Annotated in this window: 16 protein-coding genes, 1 tRNA gene and 1 pseudogene; 11 read left to right on the top strand and 7 right to left on the bottom strand. The window is 73.1% G+C overall.

Annotation, left to right across the window (positions count from 1 at the left end; genetic code table 11):
• The first annotated feature begins 134 nt into the window (after nt 1–134).
• Entirely contained in the window at nt 135–830 is a 696-nt protein-coding gene (locus O7625_RS05475; protein WP_282344775.1) for an alpha/beta hydrolase, read from the top strand.
• Between the two features lie 26 nt (nt 831–856).
• Here O7625_RS05475 and O7625_RS05480 read toward each other — a convergent pair whose 3' ends face one another.
• Complete coding sequence (locus O7625_RS05480; protein WP_282344777.1) at nt 857–1,225, bottom strand: hypothetical protein; 369 nt, start codon at nt 1,223–1,225, stop codon at nt 857–859.
• Nucleotides 1,226–1,384: 159 nt separating this feature from the next.
• On the opposite strand from O7625_RS05480, the gene O7625_RS05485 reads away from it, so the two are divergent.
• The 5 genes from O7625_RS05485 (at nt 1,385) to O7625_RS05505 (ending at nt 6,068) form a co-directional block, all read left to right on the top strand.
• On the top strand, nt 1,385–1,591 hold the full coding sequence (locus O7625_RS05485) for a hypothetical protein (RefSeq protein WP_088646531.1): 207 nt from the start codon (nt 1,385–1,387) through the stop codon (nt 1,589–1,591).
• 154 nt (nt 1,592–1,745) lie between these two features.
• Entirely contained in the window at nt 1,746–2,360 is a 615-nt protein-coding gene (locus tag O7625_RS05490; protein WP_282344778.1) for a hypothetical protein, read from the top strand.
• Nucleotides 2,357–2,887, top strand: coding sequence for a hypothetical protein (locus O7625_RS05495; protein WP_282344779.1), 531 nt, complete (start codon nt 2,357–2,359; stop codon nt 2,885–2,887). Before O7625_RS05490 ends, O7625_RS05495 begins: the two co-directional genes overlap by 4 nt.
• A 195-nt stretch (nt 2,888–3,082) precedes the next feature.
• The gene (locus O7625_RS05500; protein WP_282344781.1) at nt 3,083–5,638 is read left to right on the top strand and encodes a hypothetical protein; all 2,556 of its coding nucleotides are present in this window, start codon (nt 3,083–3,085) and stop codon (nt 5,636–5,638) included.
• Nucleotides 5,639–5,870: 232 nt separating this feature from the next.
• A complete protein-coding gene (locus O7625_RS05505; RefSeq protein WP_282344783.1) occupies nt 5,871–6,068 on the top strand; it encodes a hypothetical protein in 198 nt (65 codons plus the stop codon).
• A 123-nt stretch (nt 6,069–6,191) separates the two neighbouring features.
• Here the strand turns inward: O7625_RS05505 and O7625_RS05510 are convergent.
• A tRNA-Ser gene (locus O7625_RS05510) sits at nt 6,192–6,278 on the bottom strand.
• A 75-nt stretch (nt 6,279–6,353) separates the two neighbouring features.
• On the opposite strand from O7625_RS05510, the gene deoD reads away from it, so the two are divergent.
• Nucleotides 6,354–7,064, top strand: coding sequence for a purine-nucleoside phosphorylase (gene deoD / locus O7625_RS05515; protein WP_282344786.1), 711 nt, complete (start codon nt 6,354–6,356; stop codon nt 7,062–7,064).
• A 193-nt stretch (nt 7,065–7,257) separates the two neighbouring features.
• Here deoD and O7625_RS05520 read toward each other — a convergent pair whose 3' ends face one another.
• From O7625_RS05520 to O7625_RS05535, 4 genes are all read right to left on the bottom strand, one after another.
• Nucleotides 7,258–7,713 (bottom strand): nucleoside deaminase, encoded by a 456-nt coding sequence (locus O7625_RS05520; RefSeq protein WP_282346814.1) that lies wholly within the window; start codon nt 7,711–7,713, stop codon nt 7,258–7,260.
• Between the two features lie 208 nt (nt 7,714–7,921).
• Nucleotides 7,922–8,458 carry a tRNA adenosine deaminase-associated protein gene (locus tag O7625_RS05525; protein ID WP_282344788.1) on the bottom strand — a complete coding sequence of 179 codons (537 nt, stop codon included), beginning with the start codon at nt 8,456–8,458 and terminating at the stop codon, nt 7,922–7,924.
• Between the two features lie 113 nt (nt 8,459–8,571).
• A complete protein-coding gene (locus tag O7625_RS05530) occupies nt 8,572–8,739 on the bottom strand; it encodes a hypothetical protein (protein WP_168222581.1) in 168 nt (55 codons plus the stop codon).
• Between the two features lie 72 nt (nt 8,740–8,811).
• Nucleotides 8,812–9,192: a hypothetical protein gene (locus tag O7625_RS05535; protein WP_282344792.1), complete on the bottom strand. Its 381-nt coding sequence runs from the start codon at nt 9,190–9,192 to the stop codon at nt 8,812–8,814.
• Between the two features lie 117 nt (nt 9,193–9,309).
• Here O7625_RS05535 and O7625_RS05540 point away from each other — a divergent pair, with 117 nt between their 5' ends.
• From O7625_RS05540 to O7625_RS05550, 3 genes are all read left to right on the top strand, one after another.
• On the top strand, nt 9,310–10,080 hold the full coding sequence (locus tag O7625_RS05540) for a M23 family metallopeptidase (protein ID WP_282344793.1): 771 nt from the start codon (nt 9,310–9,312) through the stop codon (nt 10,078–10,080).
• 142 nt (nt 10,081–10,222) lie between these two features.
• Nucleotides 10,223–13,156: a glycosyl hydrolase gene (locus O7625_RS05545; RefSeq protein ID WP_282344795.1), complete on the top strand. Its 2,934-nt coding sequence runs from the start codon at nt 10,223–10,225 to the stop codon at nt 13,154–13,156.
• A 74-nt stretch (nt 13,157–13,230) separates the two neighbouring features.
• Nucleotides 13,231–14,301: a PHP domain-containing protein gene (locus O7625_RS05550; RefSeq protein WP_282344798.1), complete on the top strand. Its 1,071-nt coding sequence runs from the start codon at nt 13,231–13,233 to the stop codon at nt 14,299–14,301.
• On the opposite strand, the pseudogene O7625_RS05555 reads toward O7625_RS05550, so the two are convergent.
• Nucleotides 14,184–15,313 (bottom strand): annotated as a pseudogene (locus tag O7625_RS05555) (DMT family transporter); the annotation flags it as partial. The gene O7625_RS05550 and the pseudogene O7625_RS05555 overlap by 118 nt on opposite strands.
• Nucleotides 15,314–15,481: 168 nt before the next feature.
• Between O7625_RS05555 and O7625_RS05560 the strand changes: the two are divergent.
• A complete protein-coding gene (locus O7625_RS05560; RefSeq protein ID WP_282344801.1) occupies nt 15,482–17,152 on the top strand; it encodes a DUF885 domain-containing protein in 1,671 nt (556 codons plus the stop codon).
• Nucleotides 17,153–17,192: the final 40 nt, after the last annotated feature.

The raw sequence follows: 17,192 nt of genomic DNA on the forward strand, positions 1-17,192 counted from the left end.
CGACCCCCGCCCGCCGGCAGCACCCGGCCCCGCTGCGCTCTGCCCGTGGCAGAACGGGCGTACCGCGCCCCGCCCCGGTCGCTAGGGTCGCCGCAGGTGGGCCGGTGGGCATGGCGCCCGGTGAGGAGCCAGCGATGCGGATCGTCTTCGTGCACGGGGCGTGCGTACGCGACGGGGCGTGGTGGTGGTCCCGGGTCGACGCGCTGCTCGCGGCCGGCGGGACGGCGAGCGTCGCGGTACGGCTACCGAGCTGCGGCGAGCTGCCGGACACGCGCCGGCCGGCGGGGCTGGACGACGACGTCGAGGAGACCCGTCGGGTCCTGCGCGACGGCGGACCGACGATCCTCGTCGGCCATTCCTACGGCGGGGTGGTCGCCACTGCGGCGGCCGACGCCGGGGACGTCCGGCATCTCGTCTACGTCAGCTCGTTCCTACCCGACGTGGGTGAGTCCCTGGCCGATCTCGGGCCGGCCGGACCCGCGCCCCACCTGGAGTTCTCCCCCGACGGCACGTTCGCGGCCCAGGCCGAGCTGGTCCCGCCGCTGTTCCTGCACGACTGTGACGCGGCGGCGGTGGAAGGCGCGCTGGCCCGGCTGATCCGGCAGGACGCCGCCGTGCTCACCACCCCGGTCCGGTACGCGGGCTGGCGGTCGATCCCGTCGACGGCGGTGGTCTGCGCCGGGGACCGGGCCACCCCGCCGGAGGTGCAGCGCGCCCAGGCGGCACGGGCGGGACGGACGGTGGAGCTGGCCACCGGGCACCATCCGATGCTCTCCCACCCGGAGCCGCTCGCCGCGCTGCTGCGGGAGATCGTCGCCGAACACGACTGACGACGTATGCGTGGGACGCATACCGTTCACCGGCCGGGAAGGTGGAATGGGCCGATCCAGCGCGAAGGGCGGCCCGGGTGGGGAGTCAACCATTCGTGGTTTCCCGAAGCCGTCCCGGGACATGCCGCACAGGCCGTGCGGGCCGGTTCAGGCCTTGGCACAGTCTTCACCCAGCCCAGGAAGCGCTGGTAGGTGGCGATCGGGTCGGGCGGCTCAGGGCAAAGCCGGGCCAGGTCGGCGGTTGCCTCCACGAACAACTCGGCAAGGTCGACGGCAAGGTTGACCCGCTCGCCCGCGTACTCGGCTACCAGATCGAGCCGAGCCTGCCCACAGGGCCAGGGCAGCGCATCGGCGGTGCAGATCCAGAGCGGTCTGAGCGGCGCGTGTCTCTGCATGTCGCCTCCGAGACGGGGGTCGGACTTTCACGGCACCCCCGACCCGCCGGGAAGCTCCTCCACCGGGCCGGAGGCCATCTCTACCTCACCCCATCTGACATGCACTTGTCAATCAGCAAGGAGCGATAGTCAAGACATCGCTGTGCTTACGGTCGAGCGGTGAAGCGACCGCGCTTGTACGGACCGGGCGAACTGGCCGCCCTGTTCAACGTGTCGCGGCAACGGGTCCTACAGATCACCCGCAGACCCGGGTTCCCCGAACCGCTCGCCCGCCTGATCGGCACCACGGTCTGGGACGCGGACGAGGTGGACGAGTGGGCACGCCACCACCGCCCTCCCCGCCCGCCTGCGGAAGACGACGAGTAGCCGCCCGACCACCCCATCGAGGGCAGGGCATTCACCGGAGGCAGGACAACGGCACGCCTCCCGCACCGAACCAGTACCGTACGGGCACTCGCGGCGGCCCCGGATCCGTCGTACACATGTGCTATCCACAGGCTGTGGACGGCGGAGGAATCGGATGAGTTACCAGCTCAGCGCGGTCGTCGCGGACGTCGAGCTGCTGCGTGAGCAGACCGTCGACCTGGATCACGCGGTGCTGGCGGCGCTGCGGCAGGATTTCGCGTTGCTGCCGGTGACCCCGCAGCTGGTCGAGGAGCTGACCGGCGCGCTGCCGGACTTCCACCCCGGGGAGCCGACCGCCGAGCAGCCGTTCGAGCTGGTCTTCTCGCCGGCCCTGGGCGCGCTGCTGGACAGCTGGTCCCGGCGCGGGCCGGTGGCGTACCTGGAGGCGGAGTTCGCCGGGGGCCTCGGCCGGCAGGCGTCGGCGGTCTGGCTGGGCGGCCGGTTGAGCTGGGGTCCGCGCTTCGACCACGCTTTCACGCTGCCGCGCGGGGAGTGGCCGATCAATGCGGCGCTGGTCCAGCTCGGCGTGGAGCCGGGGCGGTGGCTCGACCCGTTCGCCGAGCTGGGGCTGCACCTGGAGCGGAACACCGCCGGCTGGCTGGCTCACGGCCGGCGCGGGCTGACCGCCGACTACTGGGACGAGCTGGCCGAGGAATGGGAGGAACGGCAATTCCCGGCCGACCAGCAACCTGAACGCCCCGGTCCCGTTGTGGACTGGGGGATTCTATGAAATTGCGACAATTCGCCGTGCTCGCGGCGTTACTGGTGGCGGCCTCGGCCTCGGGGAGCGGCACCCATCCGTCAGGACCCGACATCCCGGCGCGGCCGATCGGCCCCGGCCAGGTGGTCGGCCTGCACGGCCTGTCCGGGGCCGAGTTCGGCGACAGCGAGACGGAGCTGACCCGGCGCGGGATGCTCCGTACCGCCGCCGACACCTGCGGTACGACGCTGGCCGGGCACGGGACGGCCAGCCCGATCTTCGTCGACGACCGGCTGGTGCTGCTCTGGCTCGACGACCCGATGAGGACCCCGGAGGGGATCACCGTGGGCACCCCGGTCGGGGAGGTGCTGAGCCGCTACCCGTCGGCGGTCCGGCTGCACGCGCCACCACGGACGTACCGGTTCGACGGGCTGCTGGCCCGCGACGGCGAGCGGGGCTACCTCTTCCTGCACGACGGCACGGCCGTCCGGGAGATCATCGCCGGGTACGCCGACTGGGCCCGCCGCCTCTTCGACGAGGGCTACGGTCCCTGCTGAGCCGACGGTCCCTGCTGAGCAGACGTCGCGGACCGGGCGGGTATCCGGCGGACCAGCCGAGTATCCGATGGCTCATGATCGACCACCGTGGAATCATCTGCTCGCCCGCGCAGCGGCGCGGTAGCCCACGGGGGAGTCATGGTGAGAACGCAGCTGTCCACACGCCCGTACCGCCGACCGCGCGCGAGGTGGCTGGTGGTCGGCGCCACCGTCGCCGCGACCATCCTGATCGGACCATCGGCCACCCTGGCGGCCGGACCGACGACGAACCCGTCGGGCGGCGACACCGCGACCGGTGCGCGGCCGGCAGCGCCGACGCCGGCCCCCGCGCCCGCCGCACCGGGAACGGCACCGGTCGGGCCGGGAACGGCGGCGGGTCGCCCCGCCTCGGCGGCGAGCACGCCGGGGGTGACGGCCGGGCGTCCGGCAGCCGCCGGAACGCCGGCGGCCGAGGAAACCGAGCCGCCGGTACGCACCGCCACCCGCACCGCGCCACCGCAGGCGCCCCGCCCCGGGCGCACCTGCGGCGGGGTCCTGCCGCTGGGCACCGTGGTGACGTGCGCGGCGATCATCGACACGCAGCAGCACCGGTGGACGGTCACCACCTCCGCCGACCAGGACGTCCTGGTCACCCAGCTCACTCGGGGCAGCGGCGACCACGCCCAGGGCTGGGTCACCGACTCCGCCGGCGCGCACGTCTGCTGGTTCGGCGTCGACTCGGACAGCTGCCAGCTCGGCCCGGCCGGCACCTACACGGTCACCGTCAAGCTGTCGTACCCCACCGGCCGCGGCGACTACACCCTGGCCGTCGAGTCCACCCGCACCCCGTCGACGTGTCGGGACTTGCCCGAGTCGTTCTTCTCCTTCGCCTCCCCCGGGGTCACCGGCACCCTGGCGGCGGGCACGGCGGCCCACTGCTTCCGCTTCGACCAGCCGGTGCACTCGGTGCTGCGGACGTACGACCCGAGTGGGGAGTTCGACGTGCGGGGGGAGGTCCTCGACGCCCACCTCCAGCCGCTGTGCGAGGTGCGGTACGTCGACCGGTGCACCCTGGACCGGCCCGGCCCGTACCGGCTCCTCCTGCGGGAGCAGTACGGCACCGCCAGCGCGTACACCCTGCGGATGCCCCGGCTGTCGCACCCGGTCGGCTGCCCGGCCGTGCCACTGGCCCCGTTCGGTGATCCCGGCGCGGCCGTGGGCAGCGGGACGGTGAGCCAGCAGGAGGAGGTGGGCTGCCACGTGGTGACCACGCCGGCCGCCGGACCGCTGCTGGTCCGGCTCAACCAGTACCACGACCAGTACCTCTCCTGGACGATGTACGACGCCGCCGGCGACCAGGTCTGCTCCGAGTACGACTCCCGCCGGGCCTGCCCGGTCCCGGCCGCCGGGTCGTACACCCTGCTGATGCTCAACCGGAACGACTTCGGCACCGCCATCGACTACCAGGTGGCGGTGACCCGCCTCGACGGCACCGACGGCTGCGCGCCGACCACCGGCACGTCCTGGGACCAGGCCGCCCTCCGGCTGCACCAGACCTCCCAGGTGCAGACCAACTGCCAGCCGTTCACCGGCACCGCCGGTCAGCGGATGGTCACCTACGTCGCGCCCGACAGGTACAACGACGCCTGGGCCTGGCTGGTCGACTCCACCGGCACGGCGATCTGCACCGGGTCCTCGGAAGAGGAGGAGGACGGCTGTGTGCTGCCCGCCACCGGCACCTACCGGGTGATCACGTACCTGAGCTGGTGGCAGACCGACAGCGTCGACCTGACGTACCGCTTGCAGGTGCGCCGGCTCTCCGACCCGGCCGGCTGCCCGACGATCACGCCCGGGGAGTACGACGCCGCGCCCGCCGGGGCGCTGGGCGGCATCCGGTGCCGGATCCTCGACCTGCCCGCCGCCGGCACCTACCGGGTCAAGGCGATGACCGACGACAACTACCGGCGGTACGGCAACGTCTACGACTCCACCGGGCACAAGCTCTGCACCGGTATCTCCTGCGCGGTGCCGGCGGCGGGACGGTACACCCTGGTCCTCGACGGCAGCATGATCCACACGGTGATCGACAACGACGCCCAGCACGCCTTCGCGCTACTACCCTGGCAGGTCACCGGCTGCCCGACCGTCTCCGACACCGGCTGGCGGGACGCACCGCAGCAGGGCACCTTCGAGGCCCCCGCGCAGTACCGCTGCCTGCGGCTGCCCAGCCCGGCCGGGGCACGGGTGGTCGGGCTGCTGCCGGGCGACGCGACGGAGGCGACCACGCCGGAGATGAGCGTGGTCGACGCGACCGGCGACGAGGTGTGCGACTACTACTCGCTGCGCCAGTACGCCTGCGCGTTGACCGGGCCGGCCCCGCACTCGGTGCTGCTGAGCGCCGGTGACGGCTACCCCTCCACCTCGTACACCTTCGGGGTGGCCCGGGTGGACGGCCCGCCGGCCTGCCCGGTGCTGGCCGGCGACGCGGCGGGGTCCACGGTGACCACCGGCCCGGACCGGTTCGCGGTCTGCCTCTCGGTGCCGGCCGACCAGCACGCCGCCCGGCAGAGTTTCACCTGGTCCCGGACGGCCGGTGCCGGCGATGCGCGGCTGTCGGTCTTCGACGCCCAGGGAGTCCGCTACTGCGGCCCGAGCGGCTACTCGGTGGGGCGGACGATCACCTGCTCGCTGCCGGCCGGACCGGTCACCGTGCTGCTGGAGTCGGACGCGCTCGACGCGACCTACCGGCTCACCCACGCGCCGGCCGGGTGACCCCGCGTGGTGGGCCGGCGCGCCCGGTTCCGCCGGCCTGCTTCGTGTCGATCACGCACGGGGGATCCCACTGTGACGCCGGGTGCCCTATCATCAATATGCACGTGCATCTGCACGTGCATATGCACGGTCCCGAAACGTTGTCCGTCGCGCCGAGGAAGGCCCGAAAGCGCGACGGCACCCGCTGCAACGGGTGCCGTCAGGGATCTCCCACCAGAAAGGACATCCGCAGATGAGGCTACGTCAGCCCGCCGGAACGCCGCACTCCGCACCGGACCTTCCGCTCCGGATTCTCGTCATCCTGGCGGTCTCCGCCCTGCTCGGCATGCTCGCCTGGCAGGTGCCGGGGACGGTGAACCCGATGCTCACCGCCGTCGCCGTCTACGCGGTGCTGGACCGGCTGACCGACCACCGGCCCGACAACCGGTAGTCCCGGCCCACGAGGGCGCCCGGACCGGTCCGGCTCGTACAGGCGGGGCCGGAGACTGGGACCACAAGCGGAACGCCCGGTGCGATCCTCACGGATCGCCCGGGCGTTTCGCCTGCTACAGAGCGGTGGCGGCGGGATTTGAACCCGCGGAGGGCGTAAACCCTCACACGCTTTCGAGGCGTGCTCCTTAGGCCACTCGGACACGCCACCGCCGACGAGGGTACAGGAACCCCGGTTCGGATGCCGCACCGGTATCGCTCCGGGCGGCCTGGCAGGATCTTTGCCATGAGTACGCACATCGGCGCGAAGCCGGGCGAGATCGCCGAGCGGGTCCTGATGCCGGGCGACCCGCTGCGGGCCAAGTGGATCGCGGAGACCTACCTCGAGGACGCCACCTGCTACTCGACGGTGCGGGGCATGCTGGGCTTCACCGGGCGGTGGAACGGCGTGGACGTCTCCGTCCAGGGGTCCGGCATGGGCATGCCGTCCGCGTCCATCTACGCCCACGAGCTGATCAACGAGTACGGGGCGAAGACCCTGATCCGGGTCGGCTCCTGCGGCGCGCTCACCGAGGACCTCCGGCTACGCGACGTCATCGCGGCGATCGGGTCGTCGACCGACTCGAACATGAACCGGATGCGCTTCGACGGGTTGATCGACTACGCCCCGGTGGCCGACTTCGGGCTGCTGCGCACCTCGGTCGAGGTGGCCGAGCGGCGCGGCATCACCATGCACGTCGGTCCGATCCTCGCCGCCGACGCCTTCTACACCGACCGGCCGGACCTGTACGACACCCTGGCCGACTACGGCGTGCTGGCGGTGGAGATGGAGTCGGCCGCCCTCTACACGATCGCCGCGCGGTTCCGGGCCCGCGCGCTGACCCTGCTGACGGTCAGCGACCACATCAAGACCGGCGAGAAGACCACCGCGCAGGAACGCGAGCAGACCTTCGGCCAGATGGTGGAGATCGCCCTGGACACCGCCGTCACCCGCTGACCGTCGCCTCGACGGCTCGACGGCTCGACGCCTCGACGCCTCGACGGCTCGACGGCTCGACGGCTCGACGGCTCGACGGCTCGACGGCTCGACGGGGCCGATGTTGCGGTGTCCCACCCCGGCGATACCGCAACATCGGCCCCGTCGCCCCAACCCAACCCGACCCGCCCGGTCCCGTCGGCCCGACGCGGGGTCAGCGGAAGAAGGCGCGCAGGACGGCGGCGTTCTCCGTCTCCAGGACCCCGGCGTAGACCTCGGGCCGGTGGTTGAGGCGACGGTCGCGCAGGACGTCCCAGAGCGAGCCGGCGGCCCCGGTCTTGGGCTCCCACGCCCCGAAGACGACTGTGGAGATCCGGGCCAGCACCAGTGCGCCCGCGCACATCGTGCACGGCTCCAGCGTCACCACCAGCGTGCAGTCGTCCAGCCGCCACCGGCCCAACCGGGCGGCGGCCCGGCGCAGCGCCAGCACCTCGGCGTGCGCGGTGGGGTCGCCGGTCAGCTCCCGCTCGTTGCGGCCGACGGCCAGCTCGGTGCCGTCCGGGCCGTAGACGACCGCGCCCACCGGCACGTCGTCCTGCGTCATCCCGTCACCGGGGCCACCGGTGGGCGGTTCGGGGCCGGTGACGGCGATCTCCAGCGCGCGGCGCATCCACCGCTCGTGCCGCTGACGGCGATCGGTCGGGCCGGGGTCGGCGAGCGAAGCCGGGGCGGGGTCGGGTAGCAGAGCCGGGGCGGGGTCGATCAGCCGCGCCGGGCCGGGGCCGGGCAGCGGGGCCGGGTCGGGGTCAGGCAGTCGAGCCGGGTCGGGGTCGGACGGCCGTGCCGGGTCGTCGGCGGCCGGGGAGGGGGGAGGTCGGTCAGACCTCACGCAGCTCCTCGACCTCGTCGGCGCAGCCGAGCACCTGGCACACCTCGGCGGTCACGTCGGCCGGGAGCATCCCCTCGTGGGCGCAGAGCTTGAGCAGACGTTGGGCGGAGATGCCCAGGTCGGCGAGGATGTCGGCCTCGCCCACCGGGTCGGCCTCCGGGTCGACGACCGGTTGCTGCCCGCTCTCCTCGTCGCCCCCGCCGACGGTGGTCGACGGCGGCTCGTCGACGTCGTCGAGGTCGGTGACCGAGGTCTTGAGGTCGCCGACGAGCAGCGCGCCCAGCCGGGACTCCTCCGCGTACGCCGAGTCGGAGCCGAAGACCCGCAGGTCCTCCCCCTCGTCGAGGCGCAGCAGCACCAGGTACGCGTCGTCGGCCTCGACGAAGAGCAGCGACACCTCGGCGTCCGGCGCGACGTCGCGCAGCCGGTCGGCGACCTCGTCGACGTCGGTGGCGCCGCGCAGGTTCACCTCGGCGGCGCTCCAGCCGCCCTCGACGCGCACCGCGGCGGCAGCGAAGTACGACATGGTTCCCCCAAAAAAGACCTCGGCACAGCCGACTCGTTACGCGTGCACGTTAACCGGTCGGGTCGGCAGCCGAGCGGTCAACGCCCCGAAGGGCCGGCAATCCGGGAAATTCGTCAGCCGGCGACGCGGCGGCGGGTGGCGATGAGCTGGCGCAGCCGCTCGGTGCGTTCCCGCTGCGGCCGTTCCCGCTGGCGTACCGCGCGGGCTCCCGCCAGCTCGGCGAGAATCTGCAGGCGGCGGCGGCTCCGCTCGGAGTCGAGCCGCGGGGTGTTCCAGGCCATACCAAGAGCGTCCCCAGTCACAGCGAGTACGTCAAGATGGTGCGGCAAACGAAGCCGTGCGATGACACGGTGTCACCACATCGGCCAGTCCGCGCTCACCGCCCACCGCGTGACGACGACCGCGAACGCGATGCTCCAACCACCCGCCGTGACGATCGCGACGCCGGTGCCGGCCCCCCGGTCGCCGTACCGGATCAGGGCCAGCGAGACCAGCCAGGCCAGCGCGCCGGCGACGAACGTCCACCAGGCGTACCCGCTGACGTCCCGGCCGAGCAGGCCGAAGAGTGCCAGCCAGGCGGCGGCGAGCGCGCCCCCCGCGGCCACCGCCGCGCCGGTGACCGGGTGCGGTTCCCGCCAGGTCGGCCGGCGGGGCGGCCCGGCGGGGAAGAGGCCCGACGGGACGTACGGGAGCCGGGGCGGCAGGGGTCCGGGTTGCTGGTTCGTCGTGGTCACTGCTCCCCCTCCGGCCGACCGGACCGCGCCGCACCGGCGACGCCGGGCCGGGCCGGCGGGTCGGCCGGGGCCGCTGTCGGTGTGACCTCCACCGTAGCCGTCTGCCAGGATGGCCGAATGTCCTCGCTCCGGCCCGACCGACGGCGCACCCGTCCGGCGTACCCCGTTCTGCTGCTCGTGGCGGCGTTGCTGGGTGGCTGCGGGACGGACCGACCGGTCGCGCCCCCGGTCTGGGACGACCCGACGGCAACGGCGAGCGGCGGGTCGACGGTGCCGGCGACCCCGACGGGTTCGCCCTCGGCCACCCCGGCCCCGACCGGGTCGCCGTCGTCGGCCACCCCGGCCCCCGCCGCCCTGCGCCGGGTCTTTCCGGTACGGGCGGGCAACGTCTCCTACCACCCGACGCACTCGGGTTACCCGGGCACGGACATCTTCGCCGACTGCGGCGAGCCGGTGGTGGCGGTCACCGACGGGACGATCCTGGAGGTCAGCCGGGTGGACCGGTTCGACCGCAAGGGGCCGCTGGGGCCGTACAACGGTGGTCTGTCGGTGTCGCTGCTGGGCGACGACGGGGTGCGGTACTACGGGTCGCACCTCAGCGTGGTCAGCGCGGGGATCGACGCGGGGGTCCGGGTGTCCGCCGGGCGGCAGCTCGGCGAGGTGGGCCGGACGGGCAACGCCAACAACGTCTGTCACCTGCACTTCGGGCTGTCGCCGAAGTGCACCGGGCACGACGACTGGTGGATCCGGCGGGGCGTGGTGTGGCCGGCGAAGTACCTGGACTCCTGGCGGGGCAAGGGCAACCGGTCGCCGGTCGCGGCGGTGACCGCCTGGGAGCGGGAGCACGGCTGCCCCCGTGCGCCCGGCCGCGGGTCGAACGCCGGCTGACCGACGGTACGCATTGACGTAGGTATTACTCGTCGGTTAACGTCCCGGAATGAGAGAGCGCTCTCTGGAATAACTATCCTCCCTAATTCCGACGAACCGCGTGTAGCTGGTCGTCCCGGCGGCCCCGCGCGGAGGAGGCCCGATGACACCTCCCGTCCCCCGGCGCCGTACCCCCTGGGTGCTCGCCACCACCACCGCGATCACCGTCCTCGTCGGCGGACTCACCCTCGGCACCGCCGGCACCCCCGCCGAGGCCGCCAGCGTCGGCGCCGGCAGCTACACCACCGACCCGGTCGGCCCGCTCCCCGTCGGCTGCGGCGACCTGTCCACCAACCCCCGCCAGTACGCCACCGCCAACGCCCCCGCCGGGCCGGTCCCCACCAACGACTGGTGGTCGTCGCTGCTGTGGAAGAAGACCAACTGCTCCTACAGCGAACCGCTGCACGCCCACCCGCTGTCGTACCAGACCTTCACCGACGGGCTCGGCTTCTCGGCGCCGTCCACCGCCACCGTCTCCGGCAGCCCGACCGGCGTGGGCGAGTTCAAGTACACCTACACCGAGGACATCCGGGTCGGCGTTGCCGCGCTCGGCGCACCGGTGGTGAAGGTCGACGACTGGTCCGACTGGACGGTCACCCCGTACTGGAGTGACGGCGCCCGGACCCTGCGCGCCACCATCGGCCACGGCCTGCCGTTCGCCTACTTCCAGGCCAGCGGCGGGAACGCCCAGATCAACCCGACCGGTGGCGCGGCCACCGTCTGGTCCAACAGCGGCGGCACCATCGGCTTCACCGTCCGGGGCCACGACTACGTCGGGTACGCCCCGACCGGCGCGACCTGGACCGTCGCCAACGGACGGATCACCTCCACCCTGGCCGGCAAGGGCTACTTCTCGCTCGCCCTGCTGCCGCCCACCGCCGACGCCACCGCCCGCGCCACCCTCGCCACCAGCTACGGCCGGTACGCCCACGCGCACGTCACCGGCACCCGGGTCGGCTACACCTACGACCCGGCGACCAGCACCGTGAACACCACCTACTCGTTCACCACCACCGCCCGGGAGGGCACCGCCGGCCAGACCGTGGTCAGCCTCTACCCGCACCAGTGGAAGGCGCTCGCCGGCAGCACCCCGCTCGGCCAGACCTACCCGTCGGCGCGCGGTCGGATGAAGGTGCTGACCGGGGTGTCCTCCTTCCGTACCGCGATGAGGTTCCACGGCGTGCTGCCCGAGGTGCCCGCCGTGGCCACCGGATCCGGCACCGACCTCGCCCAGCTCAGGGAGCAGCTCGCCGCCGTCCGGGGCAACCCGATGGACCAGCGCGGCGGCGACACCTACTGGACCGGCAAGGGCCTCGGCCGGGCCGCCCGGATCGCCGAGATCGCCGACCAGGTCGGCGACACCGAGACCCGCAACGCGGCGCTGAACGCCATCCGTGGCACCCTGACCGACTGGTTCACCGCCACCCCGGGCAAGACCGCCAAGATCTTCTACTACGACCGCAACTGGGGCACCCTGATCGGCTACCCCGCGTCGTACGGGTCCGACCAGGAACTCAACGACCACCACTTCCACTACGGGTACTTCATCGCGGCGGCGGCGACGCTGGCCAAGTTCGACCCGGCGTGGGCCGCGCAGAGCCAGTACGGCGGCATGGTCGACCTGCTCATCCGGGACGCCAACAACTACCAGCGCTCCGACACCCGCTTCCCCTACCTGCGGGACTTCGACATCTACGCCGGGCACGACTGGGCCTCCGGGCACGGCTCGTTCAACGCCGGCAACAACCAGGAGTCCTCGTCCGAGGGGATGAACTTCGCCAACGCACTGATCCAGTGGGGGCAGGCCACCGGGAACACCGCCGTCCGGGACGCGGGCGTGTTCATCTACACCACCCAGGCCGCCGCGATCCAGGAGTACTGGTTCGACGTCGACGACGAGAACTACCCGGAGACGTTCGGGCACTCCACCGTCGGCATGGTCTGGGGCGACGGTGGGGCGTACGCGACCTGGTTCAGCGCCGAACCGGAGATGATCCAGGGCATCAACATGCTCCCCGTCACCGGCGGACACCTCTACCTCGGCTACCGGCCGGCCTACACCAGGGCGAACTACGCCGAGCTGGTCCGCAACAACGGCGGTGAACCCACCGTGTGGCAGGACATCCACTGGCAGTTCCTCGCCCTCGCTGATCCGGACGCGGCACTGGCCAAGCTGCGGGCCAACCCCGGCTACACCCCGGAGGAGGGGGAGAGCCGGGCGCACACCTTCCACTGGGTCCGCAACCTCGCCGCGCTCGGCCAGGTGGACACCACGGTCACCGCCAGCCACCCGCTGGCCGCCGTGTTCAGCCGCAACGGCGTCCGCACCTACGTGGCCAGCAACATCACCGCCGCGCCGCTGACCGTGCGGTTCTCCGACGGCACCAGCCTCACCGTGGCCGCCGGGAAGACCGCCACCAGCGGGGCGTACACCTGGAGTGGCGGCAACGCGGCCGGCGGCACCAACCCGAGCCCGACCCCGACCACCTCGCCCACCCCGACCCCCACGCCGACCGGGCCGTCGCCGACCCCGACCAGCCCGACCCCGCCGCCGACCACCCCGCCGGCCGGCTCGCCGACCCGGTTCCTGCTGGCCGGGGGCGGACTCGGGGCGGCCGGCAGCGCGGCGACGGCCACGGTGCCCGGCAGCGGCGGCGTCAACCACGACGGCACCCCGGCCAACCCGGTGGTCTTCACCGCCACCGGCCTCACCCTCACCCACACCGGGGGCCAGACCGGGTTCGACCTGTTCCTCGACGCCGGCCAGTCGGTCGGCAACGGGGTGCAGGCCCGGATCTCCTACGACCTGACCGGGGACGGCACCTTCGACCGGGTGGAGACGTACCGGTACTTCGCCACCGATCCGGTGCCCGGCTACGAGCACTACACCCAGAACGCCGGCCTGTTCTCCGCCACCGGCACGCTGGGCAACCTCTCCCGGGGCACGGTCCGGGTGGAGGTGTGGTCGGCGATCGGCGTCAACCCGTCCACCCTGGGCATCGGCAACCAGTCGGTGGTACGGCTGCCGTACTCCTGATCCGGTCCACCCCCGCCAACCCCGCGCCGCCGGTCGTCACCCGACCGGCGGCGCAGGCGCGTAGGTTGCCAGGCATGAGCGCCAGAGACCCCGTCGCCGACCTGCGCCGGATCGCGTTCCTGCTGGAGCGGGCCAACGAGGCCACCTACCGGGTACGCGCGTTCCGCTCGGCGGCGGCGGCCCTCGCCGCGCTGCCGGCGGCGGAGCTGACCGAGCGGACCCGGGCCGGCACCCTCACCGACCTACCCGGGGTCGGTGACGTCACCGCCCGGTGCGTCACCGAGTCGCTGGCCGGTGAGGAGCCGGTCTACCTGCGCCGGCTGGTCGCCACCGAGGGCACCGACCTCGACGAGGCGGCCGGTGCGCTGCGGGCCGCGCTGCGCGGCGACTGCCACACCCACTCGGACTGGTCCGACGGCGGGTCACCGATCGAGGAGATGGCGCTCGCCGCCGTCGAACTCGGCCACGAGTACGTGGTGCTGACCGACCACTCGCCCCGGCTGACGGTGGCCCGGGGCCTCACCGCCGACCGGCTGCGCCGGCAGCTCGACCACGTGGCGGCGGTGAACGCGGCGCTGCCCCGGGGGTTCCGCATCCTCACCGGGATCGAGGTGGACATCCTCGCCGACGGCACCCTCGACCAGGACGAGGAGCTGCTGGCCCGGCTCGACGTGGTGGTCGGCTCGGTGCACAGCGGCCTGCGCGACGAGCGGGCCAGGATGACCCGGCGGATGCTCACCGCGGTCGCCAACCCGCACCTGGACATCCTCGGCCACTGCACCGGGCGGATGGTGTCGTCCCGGCCCGCCGGGGTGACCGGCCCGGGTGACAAGGGGCACCGGGCGCGGACCCGCCCCGAGAGCGACTTCGACGCGGACGCGGTCTTCGCCGCCTGCGCCGAACACGACGTGGCCGTGGAGATCAACTCCCGGCCGGAGCGGCAGGACCCCCCGAAGCGGCTGATCCGCCGGGCACTGGAGGCCGGTTGCCGGTTCGCCGTCGACACCGACGCGCACGCCCCCGGGCAACTGGACTGGCAGCGGTTCGGTTGCGTCCGGGCCGCGCAGTGCGGCGTCCCCGCCGACCGGGTGGTCAACACCTGGCCGGCGGACCGCCTGGTCGACTGGACCCGCGCCCGAGCCTGACCCCGCCGGAGCCGGCTCAGCGGACGGCGGCTCCCGCCACCGCCCCCGTGGCGGGCGGGGCGGCGTCGGCGGGCGGCGCTCCGGCGGCACGCGTCCGGCGGGGGCCGACCAGGTTCTGCGCGACCGCCACGCCGAGCAGCACGACCAGCGCGCCGACCGGCTGGTGCCAGGTCAGCCGCTCGCCGAGCACCAGCGCACCGAGCAGCACCGCGAAGATCGGCACCAGGTACGTCACCGTCGCGGCGGTGCTCGCCCCGACCACCCGGATGTTGCGCAGGTTGATCACGAAGGCCAGCCCGGTGCCGAGCGCACCGAGCGCCAGCACGCTGCCGACCACCGGCACCGACAGGCTGGCCGGTGCCGGTGGGGCTCCGGCCACCAGCGGCCCGACGACGGCCAGTTGGGCGGTGGCCACCAGCAGCTGCGCCGTCGAGAGCGACAGCCCGGAGTGGGCGCTGCCGGCGACGAACCTCTTCTGGTACGGGATGGCCACGCCGTAACAGGCCGCCGCGCCGAAACACATCAACTGGCCGGTGAAGTGCGCCCCGCCCACCCCCGCCCAGACGCCGAGCACCACCAGCACCCCGAGGAAGCCCAGTCCGAGCCCGACGGCGGCCCGCGCGGTCAACCGCTCGGTACGGAACACCAGCACCGCCAGCGGCAGCACGAACAGCGGTGTGGTGGCGTTCCAGATGCCGGCGAGCATCGACTCGACCCGTTGCTCGCCGTAGCCGAACAGGGTGAACGGGATGGTCACCCCGAACGTGGCGACCACCGCCAGGTGCGCCCAGACCCGGCCTCCGCCGGGCAGCCGGTCCCGCAACAGCACCAACACCACCAGCAGCGTCGCCGCGCCGGTCGCCACCCGGTAGAGGGTGAGGTGCAGGGGGTGCAGTTCGGCGACGCCGACCTTGATGAACAGGAAGCTGGATCCCCAGATCGCCGCCAGGGCGAGGAAGCCCGGCAACCAGCTACGCAGCGCCGGCTGGTCAGGAGTGGTAGGCCGTGTCACCCCTTGCACTCTGCCGTAGCGGCACGCCGACGTCGCCGGAATTCCGGCCACCGTGTCCACGGCCACACCAGCCATCCGTCCCCATCGACCCCCGCCCCGGTGACCTGCCGCCCCTAGCCCGGCAAAGACGGTGGACAACCCGACCCGACGATCACGTAGGGTCGCATCGTGGGACGAATCGATGACCTCGCGAACCGGTACGTGGCCGACTGGGCACCGCTGAGCCCGACCGGCGCCACCTACGTCGGCATCACCGGCTACGACGACCAGCTCGACGACCTCTCCCCCGCCGGCTACGAGGCACGGGCCGAGCTGACCCGCCGTACCCTCGCCGAGCTGGACGTCACCGCGCCGGAGTCCGAGGCGGAACGGACCGCCAAGGAGGCCATGCAGGAACGCCTCGGCCTGGAGCTGGCCCGGCACGACGCGGGCGAGCTGACCAGCGAGGTGAACGTCATCGCCAGCGGCCTGCACGAGATCCGCCTGGTCTTCGACCTGATGCCCACCGGGAGTGAGCAGGAGCGGGCCGACGTCGCCGCACGGCTCAACCGCTTCGCCGGCGCGCTGGAGGGCTACAAGACCACGCTGCGCGAGGCCGCCGCCACCGGCCGGGTCAGCTCCAAGGTGCAGCTGACCGAGGTGGCCAAGCAGTGCGACACCTGGACCGACCCGCACGGCGACAACTTCTTTCACGGCTTGGTGCAGCGGCTGGACGCCGACGGCACGCTCGGCGCCGAGCTGCGCCGGGGTGCGGCGGCGGCGACCGCGGCGACCGCGGAGTTCGCCCAGTTCCTGCGCACCGAACTGGTCCCCCGGGGGCGGGACAAGCAGGCCGCCGGCCGGGAACGGTACGAACTGGCCTCGCAGTACTTCCTCGGTGCCAAGGTCGACCTGGACGAGACGTACGCCTGGGGCTTCGCGGAGCTGGCCCGGCTGGAGGCCGAGATGCGGACGGTCGCCGGGCGGATCGCCGGGCCGGGCGCCAGCGTCGACGAGGCGGTGGCCGTGCTGGACGCCGACCCGGCCCGGACCATCCAGGGCAAGGAGGCGTTCCGGGACTGGATGCAGGCGCTGGCCGACAAGGCGATCGGCGAGCTGCACGGCACCCACTTCGACATCCCCGAGCAGGTCCGTCGGATCGAGTGCTGCCTCGCCCCGACCAGTGACGGGGCGATCTACTACACCGGGCCGAGCGAGGACTTCTCCCGGCCGGGCCGGATGTGGTGGGCGGTGCCGCAGGGGGTCACCGACTTCTCCACCTGGCGCGAGGTGACCACGGTCTACCACGAGGGTGTCCCCGGCCACCACCTCCAGGTCGCCCAGACCGCCGTCCGGGCGGAGCTGCTCAACCGCTGGCAGCGGCTGCTGTGCTGGGTGTCCGGCCACGGCGAGGGATGGGCGCTCTACTCGGAGCGGCTGATGGACGATCTGGGCTACCTGGAGGACCCGGGCGACAAGCTCGGCATGCTCGACGGGCAGGCGTTCCGGGCGGCCCGGGTGATCGTCGACATCGGCATGCACCTGGAGCTGGAGATCCCGAGGGACAACCCGTTCGGGTTCCACCCGGGCGAGCGCTGGACGCCGGAACTGGGCTGGGAGTTCATGCGGGCACACTGCCGGGTGCCGGAGGAGAACCTGCGGTTCGAGCTGAACCGCTACCTGGGCTGGCCGGGGCAGGCGCCGTCGTACAAGGTGGGCGAGCGGATCTGGCTGCAGGCCCGGGAGGACGCGAAGGCCCGCCGGGGTGCCGACTTCGACCTCAGGGAGTTCCACCGGCAGGCGCTCGACCTGGGCGCGCTCGGGCTCGACCCGCTGCGCCGGGCGCTGGCCCGCCTCTGAGGCGGCTCGGGATCAGTGGTCGGGGGCGGGCGGATGCCCG

The organism is Micromonospora sp. WMMD714 (assembly GCF_029581315.1).
Classification (GTDB): domain Bacteria; phylum Actinomycetota; class Actinomycetes; order Mycobacteriales; family Micromonosporaceae; genus Micromonospora; species Micromonospora rifamycinica.

Bases quoted from the DNA above. Each gene is read 5' to 3' on its own strand.
- O7625_RS05540 (WP_282344793.1), top strand. From the start codon at position 9,310: ATGTCCTCGCTCCGGCCCGACCGACGGCGCACCCGTCCGGCGTACCCC.
- O7625_RS05525 (WP_282344788.1), bottom strand. From the start codon at position 8,458: ATGTCGTACTTCGCTGCCGCCGCGGTGCGCGTCGAGGGCGGCTGGAGC.
- O7625_RS05480 (WP_282344777.1), bottom strand. From the start codon at position 1,225: ATGCAGAGACACGCGCCGCTCAGACCGCTCTGGATCTGCACCGCCGAT.
- O7625_RS05530 (WP_168222581.1), bottom strand. From the start codon at position 8,739: ATGGCCTGGAACACCCCGCGGCTCGACTCCGAGCGGAGCCGCCGCCGC.
- O7625_RS05490 (WP_282344778.1), top strand. From the start codon at position 1,746: ATGAGTTACCAGCTCAGCGCGGTCGTCGCGGACGTCGAGCTGCTGCGT.
- O7625_RS05505 (WP_282344783.1), top strand. From the start codon at position 5,871: ATGAGGCTACGTCAGCCCGCCGGAACGCCGCACTCCGCACCGGACCTT.
- O7625_RS05520 (WP_282346814.1), bottom strand. From the start codon at position 7,713: ATGCGCCGCGCGCTGGAGATCGCCGTCACCGGCCCCGAACCGCCCACC.
- deoD (WP_282344786.1), top strand. From the start codon at position 6,354: ATGAGTACGCACATCGGCGCGAAGCCGGGCGAGATCGCCGAGCGGGTC.
- O7625_RS05545 (WP_282344795.1), top strand. From the start codon at position 10,223: ATGACACCTCCCGTCCCCCGGCGCCGTACCCCCTGGGTGCTCGCCACC.
- O7625_RS05550 (WP_282344798.1), top strand. From the start codon at position 13,231: ATGAGCGCCAGAGACCCCGTCGCCGACCTGCGCCGGATCGCGTTCCTG.
- O7625_RS05495 (WP_282344779.1), top strand. From the start codon at position 2,357: ATGAAATTGCGACAATTCGCCGTGCTCGCGGCGTTACTGGTGGCGGCC.
- O7625_RS05475 (WP_282344775.1), top strand. From the start codon at position 135: ATGCGGATCGTCTTCGTGCACGGGGCGTGCGTACGCGACGGGGCGTGG.